Here is a 24,597-nt window from a genome sequence, read left to right as displayed (position 1 = left end):
TTCCGCTTTGCTGGAAGATTATTCTGCTGCTGCACGGATCATCTCTAACTCAGCTGTCATGTTGTTATCAGCTGCGAACTTATCCTGGATCGGAAGAGCCAGTGCCTTGAATGCGTCGATATCAACATCTTCAAAGTTGGTAACTTCTGCGCCATCAGCGATAACTTTCTCTTTGGACTCTTTGAACATACGGTAAACTACCTGACGCTCTTCTTCTGTACAAGCCTCAACAGCCTCATCGATCCAGCCCTTCTGCTCATCAGTCAGACCGTCATAGAAAGCTCCGTTCATCAGTAACAGACGGGTTGTGTAGTCATGATGTGTTTCAGAGATGTAGTGACCGTTTGGTGTCTTGTGATGCTCTTTTAACATAAAGCTAGTGTAATCGTTCTCAGCGGAATCAACAACGCCCTGCTGTAATGCCTGGTATAACTCGCCCCATGCTACAGATGTTGGGATAGCACCGCAAGCCTTCCAGAAGTCCTGCTGTACCTGGGAAGACTGTGTACGGATTGTCATGCCCTTTAAATCCTCTGGCTTGGTAACTGGCTTTTTGCCGTAGTAATCACGAACAGAGGAACTCCAGTAAGCCATAATACGGAAATTATTTCCGGTCTTTTCCTTAACAACGTCTTTCATCTTGTCACCGAATTCGCCATCTAAGCACTTCTCCCAGTGATCAAAGCTGTCAAACAGATATTCCAGTGAGAAGATATCTACTTCCGGAACACCGATAGCTGTCATGAAACCTGGTGAAGCAACTACCATAGATGCAGCGCCCATTTCCAGTTTCTCGATCAGCTCGTTCTCGTTCTCGCCTAAGGTTCCCTTATGAACAGTTACAGCGATCTTTCCGCCGGAAACATCCTCAACTACCTCTTTGAACTTGTCCATACCATAGGAATATGGATTATCTAAAGAAGTCTGGTTGGAAGCGATGATCAGATTTAACTCTGGAGTTACATCGGATTTTGCTGCCTCTGTTTTTTCTTCTTTTGCATCTCCTGCTGCTGCGGTTGTCTCACTAGCTGCAGCTGCTGCAGTTGTTGCTGCAGGCTTGGATGATCCACATCCGGCTAATGATGAAACCATCATAACGCCTGCTAATACTAATGCTAACCTTTTTTTCATACTTCTACTTCCTTCTCTCTTTTATTTTTACAGCCACTTACGTGTCTGCAAATCTCGCACCGCCATCGCATTTTTAATAATTTTTACCAAATTTTGTCGATTTGGCGTCCATTCTTTTGTGCTATTATTTTTTGCAATCGGTTGTGTTAAGAATATGTAAAGATATTATCATACTTTTTTGTTAATTGCAACCGATTTCAATCAATAAAAACCAACAAAATACAGTCTTTGTATTTGTATATAATTAACAAATGTTGTATACAAGTTAAAGGCTGCCAGGAAATATACTTACTATTTTTTCCCAACAGCCTTTTTTATTTTAACATTTTTTTGAATTGTAGAATTTCTAACATTCCAGTTTCTCTGAATCTCTGGATTTTTTCATTTTTGTTACTTTTTACAGTCTCCCGGTTTTACAGTCCTGTATTCTATCCTATTTCTTTAATCCATAATGATCAGCCAGCTTCTGCAATGCAGGCAGTGCTCTGTGGATCATTTCATTTGATACGCAGTATGCCATGCGCACATAGCCTGGACAACCAAAGCTGGTTGCAGGTACGATCAGCAGGTTAAATTTCTTCGCTTCTGCTGAAAACTCTGCGTCATCTCCTGTCGGCGCCTTTACTAACATATAGAATGCACCTTCCGGCTTCACACATTCAAAGCCCATAGCTTTCATAGCCTCATATAAGAGCTTACGGTTCCTGTCATAAAACTCTACGTCTGTCTTTACATCCAGACAGTCAGCTACAACCAGCTGGAACAACGATGGCGCATTGATATAACCGATGCAGCGGTTTGCAACCACCAGTGCATTGATCATGGTATCATATTCTGCGATCTGGGGACTGACAGCCATATATCCAATACGCTCACCGGACAGAGACAGTGACTTACTGAAGGAATAAACTACGATGCAGTTTTTAATATAGTCAGGTGCAAATGGAAGTTCACAGCCATCATATACCAATTCGCGGTATGGCTCGTCAGAAAGAACATAAATAGGATGCCCGATGCGTTCCTCTGCCTTTTCCAGCATTTTCTGTAAACGGATCAGCGTTTCTTTATTATATACAACGCCAGATGGGTTATTGGGGTTGTTGATGATCACAGCTTTGGTACGCTCTGTGATGTACTTATCAGCCTCTTCTACATTTAACTGGAACGTCTCATAATCAGCCGGAACTACCTTTAAATTGCCGCCAAAGTTCATAACATAGCTGTTGTACTCACCAAAGAACGGAGCAAAGCAAAGAACCTCGTCCTCCTGCTCCAACAGACAGCGCAGAACACAGTTGATGCCGCCTGCAGCACCTACTGTCATGATAATATCCTCTTTTGTAAAAGAAGAATCATATTTCTTATTTAAGTTTGCTGCTACTTTCTCCCTTACCTCCGGATAACCGGCATTTGGCATATAGCAGTGTACGAAATTGGCATTTCTGTTCTCAAGAATATCATAAATGCTCTTTTTTACCTCTTCCGGTACAGGAGCTGCCGGATTTCCAAGGCTGAAATCATATACATTTTCAGCACCAACTTCCTTTGCCAGCTCAATACCTTCTTCAAACAGTTTTCTAATAGTAGAACTTCCTGCTACCAGTTTCTGCATATTCTTTGAAAGAACCATCTCTCTACCTCCTACAGCGATCGTGCCTTTATCCCTTTGTATCCGCACCGGCTGTTCTTTTTATTAACCAAAAGTGTAACACAATAACTTATCCAGCGCAATGATTTTACAAAAAAATATTTTGTCACTGTAAAGTCATAAAGCAACCGCATTTCTCAGTTTATCATTACCTTTTCTTAAATCCCTTTGTATGTTATACTCACTAATAAAGGTTCCTGCTTTTTACCCAGGTAAAAGCATATATTCCCTGAACCTGCGCATACCATGATCTGGAGGTAATACCTTTATGAATACCGACTCATCCCAATTTATCACCGGCCGCGAAGTTACAGTGCCTGATATGTTAAATGCCCGTGACAGGCGCCACGCCATCCAGCAGGAACTGATCCGCACCCATGGTGCCACTGTCATTTCCTTTACCTTAAATATTCCCGGTCCCGTTAAAATCTTTCCCTTAGGGGAAATGACCTTTGAAGAAGGAGTACGTCTCATTGACTCCCAGCTTCACGCCTGGAAGATCCCGGTCCTGGAAAAACGGACCATCCGGGACTTTACAGGAAATGAACAGTTCTGGTCTGTAAAAGGAGATGACCTTTTTATCAAAGAAACACTCTGCCTCTTAGAAGACAGCTTATCCTTTGGACGTCTTTTCGACATTGATGTGATCCGGACCGATGAAACTAAAGTTTCCCGCACAGAGCTGGGCTTTCCAGGCAGAAAATGTCTTCTTTGCAGCAACGATGCCTTTGTATGCAGCCGTTCCCGCACCCATACAGTAAAAGAGCTGTTGGACAAAGCCTGTGAACTGATGAAAGACTATTTTGAAGAAAAGCAGGCCAAAAAACTGTCCTCACTGTCTATGCAGGCACTTCTTTACGAAGTAAGCGCCACTCCAAAACCCGGACTGGTAGACCGCAACAACACCGGTGCCCACAAAGATATGGATATCTTCACCTTTGAAGCCAGCGCTGTTTCCTTAAACCACTACTTTGAAAAATTCGCCCTCTGCGGCATGGAAAAAGAACATGAAAACGGCCACGAACCATTTTCCCGCATTTTCGCAAGGCTGCGCTCCTTAGGCATACAGGCAGAAGGTGCCATGATGGCTGCCACCAAAGGTATCAATACCCATAAAGGCCTTATATTTTCCCTTGCCATACTGAACTGCTCCTTGGGATACATGTATGCCAATCACATTCCATACTCACCAGATATGCTGCTTTCCATCAATCAGAAGCTGGTGGCTGACGTTCTTAAAGACTTCAGGGAGATCACTGCAGAAAATGCCCGTACCAACGGTGAACGCCTCTACGCCCTTTATGGTATGAAAGGAGCCCGGGGTGAAGCCCTTTCCGGTTATTCTACTGTACTGAAAACAGCTCTTCCGATCCTGAAAGAAGAGCTGAAAAAAGGCCGTTCTGTTAACGACGCCGGTGTGATCACACTGCTGTCCATTATCGCAACCTCTGAAGACACCAATATCGTAAACCGTTCTTCCTACGAAGAAATGAAAGAGCTTCAGGCCCGCATCCGGAATGTGTTAAAAGAAAAAGCCCATGATACTCATGAGCTTCTCTCTTATGCAAAGGAACTTGACGCTGAAATGATCCGCCGCAACATCAGCCCCGGCGGCAGCGCTGACCTTCTGGCACTGACCTATTTTATTTACCTGTATGAGCAAAATTAACAAAGAAGATCATATAATGGATAAGAAGCAGGCAATTTCAATGGATGGTGTCATGGACATGCATACTGTTCTTTGTCAAAAATCCTGATACACCGCCTGCAGCCAATAAAACAGCTATGGCCTTAAGCAATGTTTTCGTTTTTCTTTTCATAAACCACTCCCTCCTGTATCCTAAAACTTGTTTTTACAGGATACCGAGAGGGTGGTTTTTCTATTCTTTTTCACCAGGCCAACAGTGGCAGTTTCTTCTATTATCTCTTTCCAAAACGTTTCTGGATCAGGCGCCTGAGATGCTTTTAAAAGCCAATTATTTAAAATTGTCTGATCATCTTCTTTTTTCACTTTGCTTATTATCTGCTCTGTTAAAGTACCTTTTGATTTTAATATCGTCAAAATAGAATTAGCTAGTCCTTCTGTAATTCCCTGACGCCTTCCTTCTTCCTTTCCAATTCCGATACCGACTGACAGTAAACTCACTTTTACCGCCTCCCATTCTTCTGACTGTTTTACTTCTGTTACAATTTGATCTAATTCTGTTATCCGCTCGTCTTTTACAACGATATCTGGATTATTTAACGTAGTATTCTTCATATACTGCAATAAGCTTACCAACACAGGTTCTCCATTTTTGCTGGTCATATTCAAAAATATCTTTTTTGTTCCATCTTCCAGACGCAGATTTTTTACTTCTTCACATTGTTCTGTAAATGTATATTTTGCAAGATCTTTACAAAAAATATCATCTTGCTATTCTCTGAAAATTTTCTATTTCCACACCTCTTTTGCAATTTCTTTCACCAGTTTTAATTTTGCCCACTGCTCTTCTTCTGTCAGCTTGTTGCCGATCTCGCAGGAGGCAAAACCGCACTGCGGGCTTAAGTATAAACGGTCTAATGGCACGTATTTTGCAGCCTCATGGATCCTTGCGATCACATCTTCCTTCTTTTCTAATGCTGGGGACTTGGTGGTTACAAGTCCCAGAACTACCTTTTTGTCGCCGGAAACCTTGGCTAAAGGAGCAAAACCACCGGATCTTTCATCATCGTATTCCAGATAATAGGCATTTACATTTTCTTCACCAAAAAGCAGGTCAGCTACTCCGTCATATGCACCGGAACTGAAAAATGTAGAATGATAATTTCCGCGGCATACATGAGTATTGATCACCAGGTCAGCTGGTGCCTGAGCCACAACTTCATTGTTTAACTGAAGGAGCAGTTTCTTATATGCTTCCAGTGCCTCTCCCTTTCTGCCTGTTAATGCAACTGCCAGCTTTGGATTTACCATTCCGCCCCATACACAGTCATCAAACTGAAGGTTACGACAGCCAACTGCGTAAATCTCATTGACAAATTCTACATATGCCCCTATCACATCTTTTGCAAATGCTTCTTCGCTCCCATAGATATCCAGTGTAGTTCCAAGAAGCTCGGCACCTGTAAAGTAAGCATAAAACTGTCCAGGAGATGGAATAGTCTGCTTTGCTACTGTATTTTCATCTTCTAAAGCCTTTACAAACTTAAAATGCTCTACAAATGGATGGTTCTTTACAGAGATCTTTCCTACCATGTAGGTATCATCAATCATAGCAGCCTCTGCATCGAAAGTCGTATTGCCTTCTACTGTTTTTCTGTGTTCAATGCCCTGAAATCCCCACATGAAATCAAGGTGCCAGGTAGATCTGCGGAACTCACCGTCTGTGATCACATGATATCCCAGCTTTTTGATCTTTCCTACCAGGTCACGGATGCAGTCATCTTCTACTGCTGTCAGCTGTTCTTTTGTGATCTTTCCTTCTTCAAAATTTTTTCTTGCCTGTTTTAATACTTCTGGTCTTAAAAAGCTGCCTACATAGTCATAGCGAAAAGGTGTCTTTAAATCTGCCATTGTTTTATCCTCCGTTTTTATCATCTTATAGATCCATCCAGCATTTTGATCTGGTCTGTATCTTTTTTTATCTGAGGATAGTTTAACAGTGGTTTCCATTTTGGGATAATACTTTATATTTTAGATTATCCATAGTTTTAACCTATGGATACATATTTCTTCAACGCTTCAATATAAGTATCTGCATAACGGCTGAACAAAATATTTTTCTTTTTTACCAGGCCGATCCGCATCTGCACATCCATAGCCAGCGGCCTTGCAATGATCTGGGAACCGTTCAGTTCTTCGCTTATGACACCGGAACATACGGTAAAACCATTTAAACCAATGATCAGGTTAAACATGGTCGCCCGGTCCCTTACCTGGATATTTTTAGGCATGTCCAGCATACTTAAAAATTCTTCTGCATAGTAAAAAGAATTCCGTTCCCCCTGTTCATAAGTAAGATAGGGATATGGCTTCAGATCTTCTAACTGTATTTTCTCCTTCGCCGCCAGAGGATGTCTGTTGCTGATAAATACATGAGGCTCTGCTGTAAATAATTCTTCAAAGATCAGACCATTCTTTTTGATCAGCTTTGTCAGCACTTCCTCATTATGTTCAGACAGATAGATCACTCCCAGCTCACTTTTTCCATTTGCCACGTCATCAATGATCTCACCGGTCTGGGTTTCCCTGAGAATAAAATCATATTTTTCCGCATCATAAGCCTGAACCACATCTACAAAAGCATTTACTGCAAAAGAATAATGCTGGCAGGAAACAGAAAACTTGGGCATCCGCGCTTTTCCAACGCCGAAATGCTCTTTCATAATATCTGCCTGCTCCAACAGCATTCCCGCATAGGACAGCAGTTCTTCTCCTTCTCTGGTAAGGACCACACCTTTTTTTGATCTTACAAAAATGGTCACTCCCATTTCTTTTTCCAGGTTATGGATCGCTGCACTGAGGCTTGGCTGGGATATAAAGAGTTTTTCTGCTGCTTCTGTGATGTTTCCGCACTCAGCGGTCATTTTTATGTATGCAAGCTGCTGCAGTGTCATGGATGTACTCTCCTTTTGCACTCTAATGTACTCTCGGAATCTTTTTGTACTTGATTTTGCGAGAAGATTTTTTGTCAGTTGTGCCCAAATTTCTGAGGCGTACGCGGTGCGTACGTTGATTAAATTCGGGTGTAACTGGCGGAAAATCGGCTGCAAAGGCAAGTGCAGGAAAGACTCCGAGAGTGCATCTATACTCTCAAGGTCTTTAAATATTCCTTCTGCTCCGGCGTAATACGGAAGCTATCCCTTGCCTTCTGGATGGTCTTATTGTGGGTCCACGGCTCTAAAACCGGATTCTGAAGATAAGGGACTGCCGCATCCCACTGCTTTGCAAGGGCTGTTGCAAAGAACCATGCGATCATCATATTTACATAATACTCTTCTGACCGGACGGATGCAGGCATTTTAAGATATTCCGGTCTGAAATCTTCATCCAAAAACCAGCGCATCAGCATTTCCATGCCAAAACGACAGATATAGGTATGCTTAGAGGGGATCCACTGCTTTATTTTTTCCAACAGCTCCTGCTTATGGTCTTTAAATACCTTTGGTGAAAGGCCGTCACAAACAGCCCAGTTATCAATATAAGGCAAGAAAGCTTCTACTGCCTGTATGCAAGCAGCGTAATCCTTTATTTCTGCGATCAATAATCCATGAAGCATATACTCTTCATAGTAGGTATGGGGCAGCTGCTTTAAAAATACTTCTGCCTCTGCCTCCTTTTTATATTCTTTGGCAAACTTTTTAAGGACTGGTACCCGGATGCCGATAAAATGTTCTTTTGGCAGTTCTGGGATCAGCCCGCTGTGAAAATCCCTGTATGCCATATCTTGTAATTCAAATAAGCGTTTCTGAATGTCTGTCATATTATTAACCTTTCGGAGATAACGTAGCTTTTATCTTCTTCATTACGAAAAGATAAGATACACCTGTAAACAAGCCGGCACTGATCCATGCAGCCGGGTCGCAGAAGCAGGAAAGTGCATAGCTGTGGACTCTCATGGCGATCATTGCCACCAGCATTCTTGCCACCAGCTCTACCACTCCTCCCATCATAGGCAAAAATCCATAGCCACAGCCCTGCATGGTATTGCGGAAAATAAAAATCGTACTGAGGGGAATATAAAACAAAGTGCATATTGTAATATAGGTTCTTGCCCATGGCATCATGGCTGTAAGATCCACGTCTCCGGAGAAAAACAGCCCCAGTGTGACTCCTAATAAAAGAGAAACAGCCACTGCAGATACCACAGAATAAATAAATTCAATAATAAGAGCCGCTTTCACACCGGCACGGATGCGCCCATAATCCCCTTTTCCATAGTTCTGTCCGCTGTAAACTGCCATGGTCTGTCCCATTGCCACCATCCCCTGGGTCAGAAGGCTATGTACCTTGCAGGCTGCAGTATAAGCTGCCACTGCTTCTGAGCCAAACAAATTAATGGCTGACTGCATGATCATAGTGCCGGAAGAGGTAATGGCAAACTGTAAAGCCATAGGGATACCCATCTGCATCTGGTAACGGGTATCACCGGCAGTAAGACGCCAGTGTTTTTTTTCCGGCACCAGGGCAGGAACCTTACAATATATGTATACAATACATAACAAAGCGGAGATAGCCTGTGACAGATTAGTAGCCCAGGCAGCTCCTGCAACTCCCATTTTCAAAACAACAATAAAGAAAAGATCCAGACCTACGTTTAAGCAGGCGGAAAATACCAGGAAAAATAAGGGCGCTTTACTGTTTCCAACTGCCCGTAAATAGGAAGAAAACAGATTATAAAATACATTGGCGATCATTCCCAGACTGATCAAAGTGATATAAGTATAAGCCATATCAAAAATATCATCGGGAGTGTTCATCAGATGCAGCAGCGGATCCATAATAGCACAACCTAAAACTGTAAGTAAAATGGCTCCTATAATGGATAATAAAATACCATTGGTAACGCTTTGTTTTACTGCATCCTTTTTTCCTGCGCCAAATCTCTGGGCCGTTAAAACAGAGAAACCGGCAGTGATCCCCTGGGCAAAGCCATTAAGCAAAAACATAATCGTTCCCGTGGAGCCAACTGCTGCTAAGGCATCTGCTCCAACAAAGCGGCCTACAATGATGGTATCTGCCATATTATAAAGCTGTTGGAAAATATTTCCAATTGCAAGAGGCAATGTAAACATAAAAATAACTGACAATGGGTTGCCTCTGGTCATATCCTGTTCCATAATCTTCTACCTTTCACCTTCAAGACTGATCATTTACATTTTACTGTGCACATTATATTAGCACAGTGTCTGCCCGCTGTCATTGGTTTTTTCTCTTTTTTTCGTATATTTTTCCTCTTTTTGATCCATACTGTCTAATGTACTCCCGGAATCTTTCTGTGCCTGATTTTGCGAGAAGATTTTTTGTCAGTTATGCCCAAATTTGTGAGGCGTTGGCGTTGCGTCCGCTTCTGAAATCCGGGTACGACTGGCGGAAAATCGGCCGCAAAGGCAGGTGCAGGAAAGACTCCGAGAGGACATTCTACGTATAAGGAGGTAAACTACCATGAAAAATACGGCACTTGACGCTGTAGCTCTCACCTTATCTATCATCGGAGCTGTAAACTGGGGGCTGATCGGTCTTTTTAAGTTTGATCTTGTTGCATTTCTATTTGGAAGCATGACATTATTATCGCGGATCATCTATACTATTGTGGGCATATGTGGTGTATATCTTATCAGTTTTTATGCAAAAAAAGAATAAGGGGCCATTTCTGACCCCTTTTCCTGCATTTATCCTTTTATCCTTCAATCTCTGTTCTTTTATGTCTTTATCCGTTCATTCTCTTATTATAAGCATCTTTCAGGCTGCATTTTAAGGTAATTCCTAAATCCGCAAATACTTTATCCAGTCCCGACATAACTGCTTCTACTTTTTCAGGATAAGCATTTTCTCCCACATGGCCGATACGGATCACTTTCCCTGCAAAAGCACCAAAGGAACCGGCTAACATGATATTGCATTTTTCCTTCATAGCCGTAAGGATAGCTGTGTCTGTGGTCCCTTGCGGAACATTAAATACAGTGACTGTATTGGAAAAACCGGTCTCCTGATATAATTCCAGTCCTGCTTCCACTACCGCAGCTCTTACTGCTTCACCGATCTTTCTGTGACGTTCTAACATGTCCGGATCATTTTTAATATTATCAAAAGCCTGACGCAGACCATAGATATCACTGATGGGCATTGTATATGGAAACCACTGCTTCTCATAATAGCCATCAAACGCCAAGATATTTGCATAAAAAGATGCAACCGGTGTCTTTCTGGAGCGCATTGCCTTATATGCATCATCACTGATGGTCACAAAGCTTAATCCCGGAGGTGCTGAAACTGCCTTTTGGGAGCCGCCGCAGAGAAGATCGATCTGGTAATCATCCACACGCATTTCTTCTCCGAACATGGCAGAAACCGAATCCACCAGAGTCAGGATACCATATTTCTTTAACAGCGGACAAAGCTTTGAAACATCATTTAACATACCGCTTGGGGTATCGCAGTGTACTAAGGCAGCATATTTAAAATCATGGTCTTTTTCCAGATATTTTTCTAATGCCTTTACATCAAAGGCGTTATGGTAGTCCGTGGAATAAAGGACTGGTTCTCCACCATACATGGTCACGAAACCGGCAAATCCCTTTCCATATTCTCCATTATCCATTACCAGCACCCGGTCACCTTTTTCTGTGAGAGTGGCACAGGCTGCTTCCAGTCCTAAAATGCCTTCCCCGTCCAGGATCAGGGTCTCATTTTTTGTATAAAGGAGTTCACTGATCTCTTCACAGGTCTCCTTATAAAAATCGTAAAAATCCGCATCCAGGTCTGGATTAGTGCAGGCAAGCGCACGGGCCTGCCGTACATTTTCCCTTACCTGTGTGGGGCCAGGTGTCATGATATCGTACATAGCAGTGTCTCCCTTCTCTTATATATGTTCTCTCGTACGTATATACTTCTTTCGTATATATTTCTCCCGAAAGGTCCGTCTTATTTAAGAATAGGACGAAGTACCTTACGAAGCTGCTCTACACATATAAGAACGATCACTGCTGCTGTACCGATCTGCACCAGATTTCCGGGAATAGAAGCTACAGGAGCAAACAGATTGTGGTAAATGATCACTTCTGCAATATAATAACCTGCTACTTTGATCACACAGGCTGCTGCAATGGCTGCTGCATCTCTTGCTGTACTGTGGTGACCTTCTGTCATGGCACCTACTACGTAACCCATAGCACCTACAATGATAAATGTAAATGGCGCCCATGCAGTCCAGCCGGATAACAGGTCAAATAATCCCATACCAAAAGCACCTGCTAACATACCAGTGCGCTTTCCTAACAGGATCGCACAGATAAATAAGGGTACATTTCCTAAATGGATCAGCCCGCCGTTTGCTGCAATAGGCAGTCTTACATTTACAAATGCTGTAAATACATAGGTCAGTGCAATAAACATTGCATCTAAAACAAGTTCTTTTGTGTTGTATCCGCTTTTTGAAACCGCAGCTGTCTGTTTTGTGTTCATACTCATCATCCTTTTCCTCTCTTCCTGACGGGTTCTCAGGGCCCTGGGAGAATGACATCAGGCTTTCTTTTTCTTTTATTTTGCCTTATCAGCTTGATATAAGGATAAAGGATAAATGGGCTTTTTAAAACATCCAGTTTCTAACTAATTGACCAGTCCAGTTTTGTTGCTTAACCCAACAGTTCCCGAACCATTTTTCCGTCAAATACCACTTTATCCACATGGTTTACCTCGATCTGATAAAGTGCATTGGCAGCAATATGCTCTGCTGCCTGCTCCAGATCACGGATGCCGGTAGTATCAGAATAACGGCGGACCACTTCATCTAAGGCTTCCGGAAGGATCACACATTCTTCTTCCTTCATGCTCATCCTCTTCAGTATCTTCGGAAGAGCAAATTTTGTGAAAATGATCTTCTTTTCATCTTCTGTATAATCCGGAATATCGATCACTGCAAAACGTGACATCAATGGCGCACTGATGAGAGAACGGTCATTTGCTGTAGCAATTGGGTATACACCGGCTGTAGGCACCATACACTCCATATAATTGTCTGTAAATCCAAGATTATCCAGTAAGGTCAAAAGCACATCGGCTGGATTGCCGTTTCCTTTGCCGGAAGCAGCTTTGTCTAATTCATTGATGATAAATACAAGATTAGACTGGCCGGACAGTGAAAATGCCTCCATAATGATACCCGGCTTTGCATTTGCATATACACGGGAACTTCCTGTCAGCTGTTCCGGATCATTAATAGAGCTCATATCCAGAGTGGTCCACGGCAGTTTCAGGATCCTTGCTACTGCATAAGCGATCTGGGACTTTCCTGTTCCTGCAGGTCCGATAAGAAGAATACCATAAGCAGGCAGTGTATGGGTACGGTTGATCTGGATAATAGTTTCGATGATACGTTGTTTTACCCGTTCCATTCCGTATAATTCTTCATCCAGGATCCGTCTTGCTTCATCAGGATCAATGGCCTCGAAATAATTGCTCTTCCACTGGATGTTCATCATAATAGATAAAGCTCTCTGTGCATGCCGGCGTTCTTCCGGTGAGACCTCATGGGAATTGGCAACTGCCAGGTTTCTTCTTGCCCAGAGACGGATATTGTCAGGAAGTGTCCTTCCTGCGCAGGTCATAAAGTCCGTAATACTCTGCAGGCTGGTCAGCTTCATATGGTCGCCATCTTTTTCTGCATCTTCTTCCCTGCTCTCTTCTGCCGGTGCGCTGCTGGCCTGAAGACGCCCGATCATGTACTGTAAAAATCCGTCCTCTGCGGAAAGCTTGGTACCGCCTCCAAAGGCGATCTCGCGGATCTTGTATACAGCATACCCATCTGCTTTATTAGAGCCGGAAAGGCGCACATTGATATGGCTCTCCCCCAACCATTTAAGAAGGCTTACAAAGCGTGCATCTACTTTTAAGATATCAGCACTGACTGTACCACCGCCTTCTGTCTGAAATTCAAACGCTGTTTTTCTGACCGGGTTTGTAAATACACCCCAGGAATGGTGCTCCCATTTTCTGCTGCTGTTGTCAAGGACCAGGATCGGATGTTCTGGGGAAGCCTCAGTTTCATTGGATCGGATCACTGTGTATGTACACTCCGGTGCTTTCTTTTCTTCTTTTGGTTCATCATTAAAATCAAAAACTGGCATTTTTTTCTCCTTACAGTTAAAATATACTCTTGGAATCTTTACTCCCATTTTTTACAAACCTGTTTCCAGTTTACCACGGTTTTATCATATCAACAACACCTCTTTTTGACCCTTCCTGTAAAGCAAAGACACAAAAAACAGCCCAGGATCAGTCACCCTTCTTGCACAGTAACGTAAAAGCACCCCTGAGGGTGCTCCTACTCTAAACCGTATTTTTCTTTCAGCCTGTCACGGATCTGGGGAAATCTTTCCGGATAGGCCATATGGGTCTGATGTTCTCCAATGATATGCTCCATCCATACCATATTGTACCAGCGGTCAAATTTATAGCCACATTTTTTAAACTCACCTACCATGCGGTATCCCATATGGGCATGGAACCGGGCGCTGTTTTTGTCCAGATATCCGTCTTCTTCTTCAGGATAGCCGATGCAGGCTTCCATATTCAGAATGCCCTGCTCTTTTAAAACAGTTTCCAAAGCCTCATGAAGCTTTCTTCCAACGCCTTTGTGCTTTACATTTTCATCTACATAAATAGAAGTTTCCACAGCCCAGTTGTATGCGGCCCGTTCTTTAAAAGGACTTACATAGGCATATCCAAGTATCTTACCTGCTTCTACTGCTTTCAGATATGGGAAGCGTTCTAAAACATGGGCGATCCGTCCTTTGAATTCTTCTACAGACGGAACTTCATACTCAAAAGTAATGGCTGTTTTTTCTACGTAAGGAGTGTAAATTGCCAGCAGTTCCTCTGCATCATCCACAGATGCCACCTGGATCTTTACATTTTCATTTTTCTCTCTCATGCTTTTTGCCTCCTGTATTCCGATATGTTCTCCCGGAATCTTTCTGTGCTTGAATAACAATACCACTTCTTTTCTGGCTTGAAAACCCTTTTTTTAACTAGTACATCGTTTTCAAAATAACTATACCACTCACTTGTCTGCGAATCTGATTGCACAGGCCTAAAAGCCTCAGCGTAGCCCGCTACGCCTGCGTTTTTAGACCTGCACACTCAAATCCGCATCCTACGTGATTAGTACAGTTATTTACGAAACGATGTACTAGTTTTTACTGCTCTTTTGATAATAACCTTCCTGTCTTTATTTTCTAATATCCAGGCGCCATTTCCACCGGTCTCATAAAAAGAAATATTTTGTTTCTTCATCTGTTCTGTAACTGCGGGAGATGGATGACCGTAGGAATTATCTTTTCCATAGGAAATAAATGCAGCCTTTAAAGGCATTTTCCCTAAAAAGCCGGGACTGGAAGAGCCTTTAGAACCATGATGGGCAGTTTTCAGGATCTGTACATGTTTTAAATGTTCCTGCTGGATACTGCCTTTTATTTCTGTCATTTTTAAAAGTTCTGTTTCTTCTGATATTCCCATATCACCGGTAAACAGTATATGCAGATCTTTATAGTGGGTACAAAGCACCAGTGAATGAGCATTGCGCTCTTTTTCTGTTTCTTTTTCAAAAATACAGGTAAATTCCATTTCTCCGGCTTTTATCCTATCTCCCTGATGCATGTAATACGTCCTTCCCCCGGCTTCTGCCTGCATCTGTTCCAGCTTACCGTAAATATCTCCTCCCTTTCCCCCGGCAGGCAATATTAATATGTCTATAGGCATTTTCTGTTCTAAAAGATATAAAAGCCCGCTTATGTGGTCATTATCCCCATGACTTACAATGGCTATGTCTAATCGTGAAATACCTTTAGATTTAAGGCATGGCTCAAGGGTTCTGCTTCCCAGCTTCTTTTTATCAGAACTTCCGCCATCTATAAGGATACTGGTCCGGCCAGACCTGAGAAGAAAGCCATCTCCCTGACCTACATCCAGACAGAGAAGTTCAAACCCCTTAACCGGACGGGGAGAAAGAATAGTAAAACCAATGAGAACTGATATGATCAGAACAACAGCTGCAAATACTGCTCTTCTTTGTCCTTTTAGCTTTCTTCCCATAAGCCATTTCAATGAAGCTATCCCTATTCCCCATACCACAATATAACCCATGATCTGTCCCGGACCAGGACGTCCCGTTATCCTCACTGCTCCCGGCAATTTCATGGAACATCCACATATCCACTTGTAATAGACAAGGATCACATGTCCCACCTTGGCAGCGGTTTCTGCTGCAAAAGGCCAGAATCCCCCGGTAAGCAATATCATGATACCTGACAGCATTAAAAAAGCTACAAAGGGCAATACCAGAAAATTTAAAAACATCCCATACAAAGGATACTGGTAATAATGCCAAGCCATAACAGGCAGAAGAATGATCTGCACCCATAAGCTGATCACTACTATCTTTTTCCAGTTTTTCCCAATATTAAACTCCCGGATCATCCATTGTCCCGGTCCGGAAATTGCCAGAACTGCTGAAAAGGAAAGCTGAAAACCACTGTGAAAGATCAGATAGGGATTTTTTCCAAGAAGACTTAAAGCTGCAAACCCCAGGGCTGAAAGACTGTCATAGGTACGCCCCCGTTCTGCTGCCAGCCACAGGCAGCAGATCATAAGGACTGCCCGGACAGCAGACCCTCCAGAACCTGTAAATATGCCATAACTGATCACAAAGCTGCCGCCTAATATTCCCGCAGCTTTAAATCCGCCTATCGTCTTTCTAAGGAGCAGATATATCCCTCCGCCGATCAACGACAAATGCTGTCCGCTCACTGCCAGCAAATGAGCGATCCCGCTGCTGCGGTACAGATCCAAGGTATCTGCTTCCATAAAAGAAGTATCTCCCAGCAAGACCGCCTTATAAATACTGCTGTCTTCCTTTTCACAGTATTGTTCCAGAATGCGGCTGCAATATTTTCTGAACCTGAGGATAACACGCATAAAGGGCCGGTCCGCCCCCCAGCTTTCCTTTAAAGCTTTTATATATCCGGTACACACCACTCCCTTTGACCGGTAATACAGTTTTGCATTAAATTCTCCCGGATTTTTTTCAGATTCCGCCAGATTTAATGAACAGGCTATTTTCACTTTTTTTCCAGGAAGAAGACTCTCTTCCCAGTTTTCCAGCTCTCCCGGCACTCCATATAGCTGTACCGGAAATTGAAGGGTCAGCCACTGTATCTTTACTTTATTTACAATTATTTCCAGTTTTTCGCTTTTTTCCCGTACATCCATTACCTGTCCGGTCAGCTGCACCACATCCCCAAATTCTGCCTGTGCGATCCGGTCTTCCTCCCGGTCCATCTGGTTTCTGAACTGTACTCCTAAAAAACTTCCTGCTGACATTCCACTAAAAATAAACATAAAAATAAGCAGAAGTATCCTGTATGTGACACTCCTGCCTGAATTTCCAGCCAGATCCCGGTTCTGGTCTCTTCCCAGATACCGGTCCTGGTCTTTTCCCAGAAAATGCCTGGCAATAAGCGCTGCTAAAAACAGCGCTCCTGCAAACCAGAAACATTTTCTGTATACAGCCTCCTGTAAACACAGGGCAAGCACCTCTCCAAGTACAAAACCTGCGGTTATCACCACAAGGGGCCGTTTCATATTCTTTTTTCTCCGGTTTATCTTATTTTTTATTTCTGCTCAATATAATCTGTATTCCGCTCAAAAGCAGTATTTAAAGATACCACTTCGCGGAACATTACATCCTGTGAACCATTTACCATGATCTGTACCTTGGAAACAGAAGTCTTATCCACCAGCGAATTAACAATTGCGTAAATAGGGATGTATTCATTTACACTCTGGCTGCTATTTAAAAAGGCAGAATCAAAATTGATATAGCACACATTATCTGTCACTGATACACTGAGTATCTTACAGTCAGAAGGAAGTACCGCCTGATGGCCATTGCCTGACGGTCCTGCGATCAGCTGTTCCACGATCAGCTGTTCCATGGAAGTATTTATATTATGGGCCACGTCCCGCTTTTCCTCTACCAGTTTATCTCCTGTACTGTTAGCAAAATACAAGGTCAGTTCTGTTTTCTCGTAGGCATTTACATTACTTGTATTGATAATGAAATCTCCTGCTGAGATAAAGCCCACAGGATTTCCCTGACGGTCCATAAGAGGCTGGTCTCCACGGTAAATACTGATATAATCGATCCCCGGTATCTGGGTCATTGTCCTTGCCAGAGCTGCACGGCACAGGATCTCCTGTTCCGGCTTCATAGATATATAGCTGCCGTCAAAATACAGATACAATACCTGTTCATCAATCCTGCAGGTTTTAAAAGATACCTTTTCATTTACAGCAGGCTGACAATCCAGATCTCTTGGTACATGGAGCAGCTGGTCCATCAGTTCTTCTGCCAGATCTGCCTGATCCTTTGTTTCTGTTTCATATTCCTGTGCCACCAGCTTGGTCAAAGAGGAATTCAGGTAATATATGAGATATTTTCCTGAACCTGGGTCAGGTTTTGGCTCTGCCTTTGCACCGCACCCGGAAAGAACTGCCATGGTGACCATAAGGATCCCCAGAAATACACCCAGAAGAAACTTATCTTTTCTATGTTTCATGAACGTTCCTCCTGTCTTGATACATAATTTAAAGGAATACGCATGCTGAAGGTAGTCCCTTCTCCCTGCGTACTTTCCACATCGATCACACCATGATGCATCTGTATTACATTTTTAGTAATAGAAAGCCCCAGTCCGGTACCGCCAACCTCTCTGGAACGTGCTTTATCCACACGGAAGAAACGCTCAAAAATGTGATCTACACTGTCCTCCGGTATACCAATACCAGAATCTGCAACCTTCACGTAAAAGTATTTATGGTCAGCATCCAGTGTCACCCGCACCCATCCGGAATCCACATTATATTTAATTGCATTTTCCACCAGATTGGTCACTGCCAGGTTCAGCTTCACCTTGTCTACATCTGCTGTAACTTCCCTGATGCTCTCTAAGATCAGTTCCACATTGCTGCGCTTGGCAATAGGCCGCAGTCTCTTTAAGATCATTTCCAGTTCGTGATTAATATGCACCTGTGAAATTTTCATCTGGCTTTCTGCTGATTTATCCATGCGGACTAAAGTAAGCAGATCTTCTATGATCTGGCTTTCCCTGTCGATCTCATCAGAAATATCAGACATAAACTCCCGGTACAGTTCCACCGGCACCTCTTCCATTCCCATAAGGGAATCTGCCAGCACACGAATGGACGTGATCGGTGTTTTTAACTCATGGGACACATTGGAAACAAACTCCTGACGGGACTGGTCCACAGCCTTCAGTTTGCGAAGGGACTTCTGCACAGCATGGGACATCTGTCTTGTTTCGCTGTAAGCATCTTCCCTGATATCTGCATCCAGATCCCCCTGTGCCACCCGGTCAAAGGAACGCAAAAGCCGCTTAAAGGGCTTTACCAGGAAGTAAGCTGACACTATAGAGAAAAGAACTGCCATTAAAGCCATACACATGAAAAACAGCTGTGCGCTGCTTTTTACACGCTTGGTCACGGAAGCCACATTTTCCATGGAAGCTGTCACTGCTATCACTCCCTGGATTTTTTTATCATCAGCCGGATTATAAACAGGAATGGTCTGATAAAAATAACCGGCATCTTTATTAAACCTGTTGCTTATCTCTCCCTTAAAACAGCGTATGACTTCTTCAGATATATAATATTTTCCTGTTGACAGATTAAAGGTATCTGTCATGATCTTATAACTGCTGTTGACGATAACAATACGTCCGTTATACAGATCTGCGATCGTCTGCATCTGAGCATCCAGGCTGACATTATTGGTCTTATCTGCTGTCAGATACCCTGAACGGGTCATTCGGTTGCTTAAGATCACACACTGATTCTGTATCTCAATGCCTCTGGCCTCTATCTGGTTCTGTTTAAAAGAGCCTATGAGTATCCAGGTCTGCAGCAACAGCGGGATGACCGCCACTGCGATCATTAAAAGCGTCATGGGGACAGTAATGCTCTGTCCCCTTGTTTTCAGCTTTTCATACCATTTTTCTTTATTCAACTGTTTGCTCCTATTCCAGCTCCTTTAACTTACCGGAGCAGGCTACTGCAAGGCTTCCTGGTCCAATATGACAGGCAATGCTTAAAGAAAGAGGTGCCATGGTGATGTCTGCTCCCGGATACTGCTCTTTTAAAGCTGCTTCCAGCTCTTTTGCATCTTCTTCATTGCAGGTATGGGCAATCTCCAGGTAAGTATGTTCTGCATTCTTGTCATGGAAACGCTCATCCAGATCCTTAGCAAGGGCTGTGAGCATAATGGACCTTGCCTGCTTTGCAGTACGTGCCTTTGAAAAAGCATCTAACTTTTCGCCCTGAATGGTCAAAACAGGCTTAATACGCAGCAAAGTTCCCAGTGCAGCTGCAGCCGGAGTGATACGTCCACCCTTTTTCAGATATTTTAAAGTGGTAAGGGTAATATAAATACTGCTCTCATACTTAACCCGCTCTAAGATTTCTTTGATCTGTGCTGCCTCATAGCCCTTTGCAGCCAGGTCTCTGGCATCTAATGCAGACTGCTCCTGAGTAACGGAAATACGCTGGTTGTTTACAACCTGTACCTTGCCGTCATAATCATCTGATAACATAATAGCAGTCTGGCAGGAACCGCTTAAACCACCGGACATAGGAATATAAAGGATCTCATCATATTCCTTTAACAGCTTATCCCAGAAGTCAGTTACTTCTCCCGGTGATGGCTGGGAAGTGGTGATATCTGCTCCTTCTTCCATCTGTCTGAAAAATTCTTCATGGGTCAGATTTACACCTTCATAAAACATTTCCCCATTGATCATAAAAGGCATAGGCAGCACGTAAATCCCTAATTTTTCTGCCTGCTCCTGTGTAATACCGCTGTTGCTGTCCGTAGCGATCGCTGTTCTCATATCTGTCTCCTTGCTATTTATCATTTCTTATCTTCTTTAAAAGCATTTCCTTCCTGGTAATGCTCTCTGGCTAACTGCATGCCGGACTGGTAATGCTGTTCCATGAGTATTCTTGCTTTTTTATAATCCCCGGACTGGTACACCTTAGTGATGTTCCTGTGCTGTGCGATCCCCAGTTCCCTCTCTTCTTCTGTACGGATGGCAAAACGGATCAGAAGAGTCCGGATAAAATTGTATTGTTTATAAGTTTCTTTCATAAAACGATTACCGCAATAATCAAAAAAAACTTTGTGATAGCGGAAATCTGCCTCAAAATATTCTATTGATGTTTTAGCTCTTGCCATTTCTTCTTCATACATCAAAAGCTTTTCCACCAGAGTTTTCTGATCCGACTCTGTTCCGGAAAGCATCACCGCTTTACTGGCTAAAAAAGTGATAAAGTCATTAAGTTCGTTGGCATAGGAATAATCGAAGGTGATAAGCTGTGCTCCGCTTTTTGATACTTCCTGAGTCAGTCCATCTTTTGAAAGTCGGTTGATGGCATCACGCACTGGTGTGGATGAAACCTGAAACCGCTCCTGAAGTTCCCTATTAGTAAGCTTATCGCCCATTAAAATCCTGCCACACAGAATATCTTCCTTCAAAATATTATAGATCTGTTCACTAAGTGTCTGCTTGACAATTTTTTCGGGCATAGCCTCGCCTCCTTTTTTCTTGGTTTTGTTTTTCCTGTTTTCCTTATTCTGTTGTATTGTTATCAGTGCATCACAAATGGACACATTCATATTTTCATGATACTACACTTTTTACAAACGGTCAAAATATATTTACCTAACTCCCGGCCCTGCACAGTCTCTCTTTTATTTTGCATAAATATTTTCAAAATAGGTATTGACTTTTATGCAAAATAGTGTATTATATGAATTACAAGATACGTGATGCATCACGCATCACGCAATAAGCATCATCTACAGAATCAGCCGCCAGCGGTTCCTGCAGATGTATGATCGTGAAAGACATGTCAGAGGGCCCTGACAGTTTGACGCAAACGTAAACTTATACATCACAAAAGGAGGTGTATCTCATCAACCGAATACTCCACATGATCATCAAACTTGTGGGAGCTGTCAACGATCTGTTATGGGGAGATTTGATTATTCTGGAATTCTCAGGGGGAGATATCCAGTTTGGACTTTCACTTCTGGTACTGATCCTTATTCCAGCAGGATTATACTTCACCTTTAAAACCAGATTTCTTCCATTCCGCCTGTTCCCGGAAATGATCCGGGTCACATTGGAAAAAGATGAAACAAAAAAAGACGAAAACTCTATATCTGGTGTTCAGGCACTTATCGTTGCTACTGCTACCCGCGTAGGTATGGGAAACTTAGCCGGTGTTGTTGCTGCTATCTCATTTGGCGGCGCTGGAGCTGTTTTCTGGATGTGGCTGACCGCACTCATTGGCTCTTCCAGCAGTTTTATCGAATCCACGCTGGCACAGATCTACAAAGAAAAGGATCCTCTCTACGGCGGTTATCGCGGCGGTCCGGCTTACGTAATGGACCGTATCCGACTGGTGACAAAAATCAAACGAGAAGATGCTTTCGTAAAGAACGTAAAAGAAGAAGCCGAATATGTGGCAGATGATGAACAGACTTATTACACCCGTGGCTGTAAATACGGTCTCTTAGGGACCGCATTCGCACTCTCCGGACTGCTTTGCTGGGCTGGTATCAGTCAGGTGATCGGAAACTCCGTTACCACTTCCTTCCAGAATGCATTCGGTATCCCGCAGGTTGCAACCGCTCTCGTACTGGTAGCTATGTCCGCAGTCATCGTTCTTCGCAAAAATGCAACTGTTAAGGTTTTAGACATGGTAGTTCCTGTTATGGCAGGTGCTTACTTCTTAGTAACTCTGTTCGTTATCTTCAAAAACATTACACTGCTTCCATCTGTTATAGGAAACATTTTCTCCCAGGCATTTGGTATCAGACAGTTTGCCGGCGGCGGACTTGGTGTGATCGTTATGAACGGAGTAAAGCGCGGACTTTTCTCAAATGAAGCAGGAAGCGGTTCTGCTCCATGTGCTGCAGCGGCAGCAGAAGTCAGCCATCCGGTAAAGCAGGGTCTCATACAGGCACTTGGCGTATTTATAGATACGTTAGTGATCTGCAGCTGTTCCGCATTCCTGATGCTTTTAGCTCCGGCTGAAAAAATCGAAGGTCTTATGGGAATGGATCTTTTACAGGCAGCTATGAACCATCACCTTGGATATGCAGGTGTTGTATTTATCGCAGTTGTACTTTTCCTGTTCAGCTTTTCCACTTTCCTTGGCATTCTTTATTATGCCCGCTGCAACGTATCTTACGTTTTCGGTGATACATGGACAGCTCAGACAGGATATAAGATTTTTTTACTTATCATGCTCTTTATCGGCGGTGTGGCAGCCTATGAATTTGTCTGGGAACTCGGCGACCTTGGCGTAGGCCTTATGACAGTATTTAATATGATCGCGATCGTCCCACTCTCCGGCCAGGCCATCAATGCCTTAAAGGATTACGAAACCAATTATAAGAAGAAAAAAATATAAAATATAATAAAAGCGTAATGTTGCGCTTTAAAACAAAAAACTATATAACAAAACTATATAATAGGAGGATTTTTTAATGGAGAAGAACATGGATATGATGAAATTTGCACCGGAGCCTTTCAAGATCAAAATGGTAGAAAACATGGCACGTTTAGACAAAGAAGAGCGTAAACAGGCGATCAAAACTGCTGGCTACAATACATTCTTGTTAAAGTCTGAAGAATGCTTTATCGACCTTTTAACTGATTCCGGAACCAATGCAATGAGTGATCATCAGTGGGCTGGTCTTATGTTAGGTGACGAAGCTTACGGCGGATCCCGCAACTTCTATCACCTGGAAGAGACCGTTCGTGAACTGTTTGGCTTTAAATATGTAGTTCCTACTCATCAGGGACGCGGTGCAGAGAACATTCTTTCCTCTCTGACTATTAAGCCAGGCGACTATGTTCCAGGCAACATGTATTTTACTACTACCCGCTTCCATCAGGAACGCAATGGTGCTACATTCCGTGATGTTATCATTGACGAGGCTCATGATCCAAGTGCGATCCTTGACTTCAAGGGTAACATTGACTTAAATAAATTCCAGGCACTGATCGATGAAGTTGGCGCAGAGCATATTCCTTATATCTGCCTGGCTGTTACTGTAAATCTGGCAGGCGGACAGCCTGTTTCCATGGCTAACATTAAAGCTGTTTCTGAACTGGCTCATAAATACGGGATCAAGGTTATGTACGATGCTACCCGCTGCGTTGAAAATGCATACTTCATCAAGACCCGTGAACCTGGCTACGAGAACAAGACCATCAAAGAGATCGTTCATGAAATGTTCTCCTATGGCGATGGCTGTACAATGTCCGGCAAGAAAGACTGCTTAACCAACATCGGCGGATTCCTGTGTATGAACGATCATGACCTGTACGTTCGCGCAACCGGAATGGTTGTACAGTTTGAGGGAATGCCTTCTTACGGTGGTATGGCAGGAAGAGATATGGAAGCAATGGCTATTGGCCTTCGTGAATCCATGAACTTTGATTACATCAGCCACCGTGTAAACCAGATCCGTTACCTTGGAGAAAAATTAGACGCTGCAGGTGTTCCAATGGTTAAACCTTACGGCGGACATGCGATCTTCGTAGATGCAAGGGCATTCTTAGATCACTTAAATCAGGAAGAAGACTTCCCGGCTCAGGCACTCTCCGCAGCTATCTACGAGTTCTCCGGCGTTCGTACAATGGAGCGCGGCATCATCTCTGCAGGACGTGACCCACATACCCGTGAAAACCACGTTCCGAAACTGGAAACTGTTCGTCTTACCATTCCACGCCGTGTTTATACATATGCTCATCTGGATTACGTTGCTGACGCTATCATCGGTCTGTATGAAAGAAGACATGACATCAGCGGTCTGAAATGGGTTTACGAACCAGAAGTTCTCCGCTTCTTCACCGGACGCTTCGAGCCAAAGAACGGCGAACTTATTAAGGGATTCTAATGAAAATGCACGTAACCACCTCTTATTTATAGCAGTTACTCCTAAAAAATCCGGGGGCGGCCCAAATGG

Annotated in this window: 20 protein-coding genes; 4 read left to right on the top strand and 16 right to left on the bottom strand. The window is 43.2% G+C overall.

Annotation, left to right across the window (positions count from 1 at the left end; translation table 11 throughout):
• Nucleotides 1-18: 18 nt before the first annotated feature.
• Together OGM16_11960 and OGM16_11955 are read right to left on the bottom strand one after the other, a co-directional pair.
• Complete coding sequence (locus tag OGM16_11960) at nucleotides 19-1,131, bottom strand: TRAP transporter substrate-binding protein (GenBank protein UYJ45531.1); 1,113 nt, start codon at nucleotides 1,129-1,131, stop codon at nucleotides 19-21.
• 433 nt (nucleotides 1,132-1,564) lie between these two features.
• Complete coding sequence (locus tag OGM16_11955) at nucleotides 1,565-2,761, bottom strand: pyridoxal phosphate-dependent aminotransferase (GenBank protein UYJ45530.1); 1,197 nt, start codon at nucleotides 2,759-2,761, stop codon at nucleotides 1,565-1,567.
• Nucleotides 2,762-3,047: 286 nt separating this feature from the next.
• On the opposite strand from OGM16_11955, the gene citG reads away from it, so the two are divergent.
• On the top strand, nucleotides 3,048-4,448 hold the full coding sequence (citG, locus tag OGM16_11950) for a triphosphoribosyl-dephospho-CoA synthase CitG (GenBank protein ID UYJ45529.1): 1,401 nt from the start codon (nucleotides 3,048-3,050) through the stop codon (nucleotides 4,446-4,448).
• A 171-nt stretch (nucleotides 4,449-4,619) separates the two neighbouring features.
• Here citG and OGM16_11945 read toward each other — a convergent pair whose 3' ends face one another.
• The 5 genes from OGM16_11945 to OGM16_11925 all read right to left on the bottom strand — a co-directional run bounded on the left by OGM16_11945 (nucleotide 4,620) and on the right by OGM16_11925 (nucleotide 9,601).
• Nucleotides 4,620-5,087 (bottom strand): hypothetical protein, encoded by a 468-nt coding sequence (locus OGM16_11945; protein UYJ45528.1) that lies wholly within the window; start codon nucleotides 5,085-5,087, stop codon nucleotides 4,620-4,622.
• A 126-nt stretch (nucleotides 5,088-5,213) separates the two neighbouring features.
• A complete protein-coding gene (locus OGM16_11940; GenBank protein UYJ45527.1) occupies nucleotides 5,214-6,335 on the bottom strand; it encodes a 5-methyltetrahydropteroyltriglutamate--homocysteine S-methyltransferase in 1,122 nt (373 codons plus the stop codon).
• A gap of 137 nt (nucleotides 6,336-6,472) precedes the next feature.
• The gene (locus OGM16_11935) at nucleotides 6,473-7,378 is read right to left on the bottom strand and encodes a LysR family transcriptional regulator (protein UYJ45526.1); all 906 of its coding nucleotides are present in this window, start codon (nucleotides 7,376-7,378) and stop codon (nucleotides 6,473-6,475) included.
• A gap of 188 nt (nucleotides 7,379-7,566) precedes the next feature.
• Complete coding sequence (locus tag OGM16_11930; protein UYJ45525.1) at nucleotides 7,567-8,244, bottom strand: DNA alkylation repair protein; 678 nt, start codon at nucleotides 8,242-8,244, stop codon at nucleotides 7,567-7,569.
• A 4-nt stretch (nucleotides 8,245-8,248) separates the two neighbouring features.
• Complete coding sequence (locus OGM16_11925) at nucleotides 8,249-9,601, bottom strand: MATE family efflux transporter (GenBank protein UYJ45524.1); 1,353 nt, start codon at nucleotides 9,599-9,601, stop codon at nucleotides 8,249-8,251.
• 325 nt (nucleotides 9,602-9,926) lie between these two features.
• Here OGM16_11925 and OGM16_11920 point away from each other — a divergent pair, with 325 nt between their 5' ends.
• A complete protein-coding gene (locus tag OGM16_11920) occupies nucleotides 9,927-10,124 on the top strand; it encodes a DUF378 domain-containing protein (GenBank protein UYJ45523.1) in 198 nt (65 codons plus the stop codon).
• A gap of 67 nt (nucleotides 10,125-10,191) precedes the next feature.
• Here OGM16_11920 and OGM16_11915 read toward each other — a convergent pair whose 3' ends face one another.
• The 9 genes from OGM16_11915 to OGM16_11875 all read right to left on the bottom strand — a co-directional run bounded on the left by OGM16_11915 (nucleotide 10,192) and on the right by OGM16_11875 (nucleotide 21,138).
• Nucleotides 10,192-11,325 (bottom strand): alanine--glyoxylate aminotransferase family protein, encoded by a 1,134-nt coding sequence (locus tag OGM16_11915; protein ID UYJ45522.1) that lies wholly within the window; start codon nucleotides 11,323-11,325, stop codon nucleotides 10,192-10,194.
• Nucleotides 11,326-11,405: 80 nt separating this feature from the next.
• The gene (locus tag OGM16_11910) at nucleotides 11,406-11,876 is read right to left on the bottom strand and encodes an ECF transporter S component (GenBank protein UYJ48452.1); all 471 of its coding nucleotides are present in this window, start codon (nucleotides 11,874-11,876) and stop codon (nucleotides 11,406-11,408) included.
• 239 nt (nucleotides 11,877-12,115) lie between these two features.
• Nucleotides 12,116-13,606 carry an AAA family ATPase gene (locus tag OGM16_11905; protein ID UYJ45521.1) on the bottom strand — a complete coding sequence of 497 codons (1,491 nt, stop codon included), beginning with the start codon at nucleotides 13,604-13,606 and terminating at the stop codon, nucleotides 12,116-12,118.
• 197 nt (nucleotides 13,607-13,803) lie between these two features.
• Entirely contained in the window at nucleotides 13,804-14,412 is a 609-nt protein-coding gene (locus OGM16_11900) for a GNAT family N-acetyltransferase (protein ID UYJ45520.1), read from the bottom strand.
• Nucleotides 14,413-14,651: 239 nt separating this feature from the next.
• Nucleotides 14,652-17,120 carry a DNA internalization-related competence protein ComEC/Rec2 gene (locus tag OGM16_11895; protein ID UYJ45519.1) on the bottom strand — a complete coding sequence of 823 codons (2,469 nt, stop codon included), beginning with the start codon at nucleotides 17,118-17,120 and terminating at the stop codon, nucleotides 14,652-14,654.
• Nucleotides 17,121-17,149: 29 nt separating this feature from the next.
• Nucleotides 17,150-18,037 carry a GerMN domain-containing protein gene (locus OGM16_11890; GenBank protein UYJ48451.1) on the bottom strand — a complete coding sequence of 296 codons (888 nt, stop codon included), beginning with the start codon at nucleotides 18,035-18,037 and terminating at the stop codon, nucleotides 17,150-17,152.
• Nucleotides 18,038-18,093: 56 nt separating this feature from the next.
• The gene (locus tag OGM16_11885) at nucleotides 18,094-19,563 is read right to left on the bottom strand and encodes an ATP-binding protein (protein UYJ45518.1); all 1,470 of its coding nucleotides are present in this window, start codon (nucleotides 19,561-19,563) and stop codon (nucleotides 18,094-18,096) included.
• A gap of 10 nt (nucleotides 19,564-19,573) precedes the next feature.
• The gene (locus OGM16_11880; GenBank protein ID UYJ45517.1) at nucleotides 19,574-20,443 is read right to left on the bottom strand and encodes a DegV family protein; all 870 of its coding nucleotides are present in this window, start codon (nucleotides 20,441-20,443) and stop codon (nucleotides 19,574-19,576) included.
• A gap of 20 nt (nucleotides 20,444-20,463) precedes the next feature.
• Nucleotides 20,464-21,138, bottom strand: coding sequence for a GntR family transcriptional regulator (locus OGM16_11875; GenBank protein ID UYJ45516.1), 675 nt, complete (start codon nucleotides 21,136-21,138; stop codon nucleotides 20,464-20,466).
• A 407-nt stretch (nucleotides 21,139-21,545) separates the two neighbouring features.
• Between OGM16_11875 and OGM16_11870 the strand changes: the two genes are divergently transcribed.
• A complete protein-coding gene (locus OGM16_11870) occupies nucleotides 21,546-23,033 on the top strand; it encodes an alanine:cation symporter family protein (protein UYJ45515.1) in 1,488 nt (495 codons plus the stop codon).
• Between the two features lie 88 nt (nucleotides 23,034-23,121).
• Entirely contained in the window at nucleotides 23,122-24,528 is a 1,407-nt protein-coding gene (locus tag OGM16_11865) for a tyrosine phenol-lyase (protein UYJ48450.1), read from the top strand.
• The last annotated feature ends 69 nt before the right edge of the window (nucleotides 24,529-24,597 follow it).

It is taken from the genome of Lachnospiraceae bacterium (assembly GCA_025758065.1).
Lineage (GTDB): Bacteria > Bacillota > Clostridia > Lachnospirales > Lachnospiraceae > Enterocloster.
Note: the sequence above shows the minus strand (reverse complement) of the source record. Positions and strands in the feature narration are given on the sequence as shown.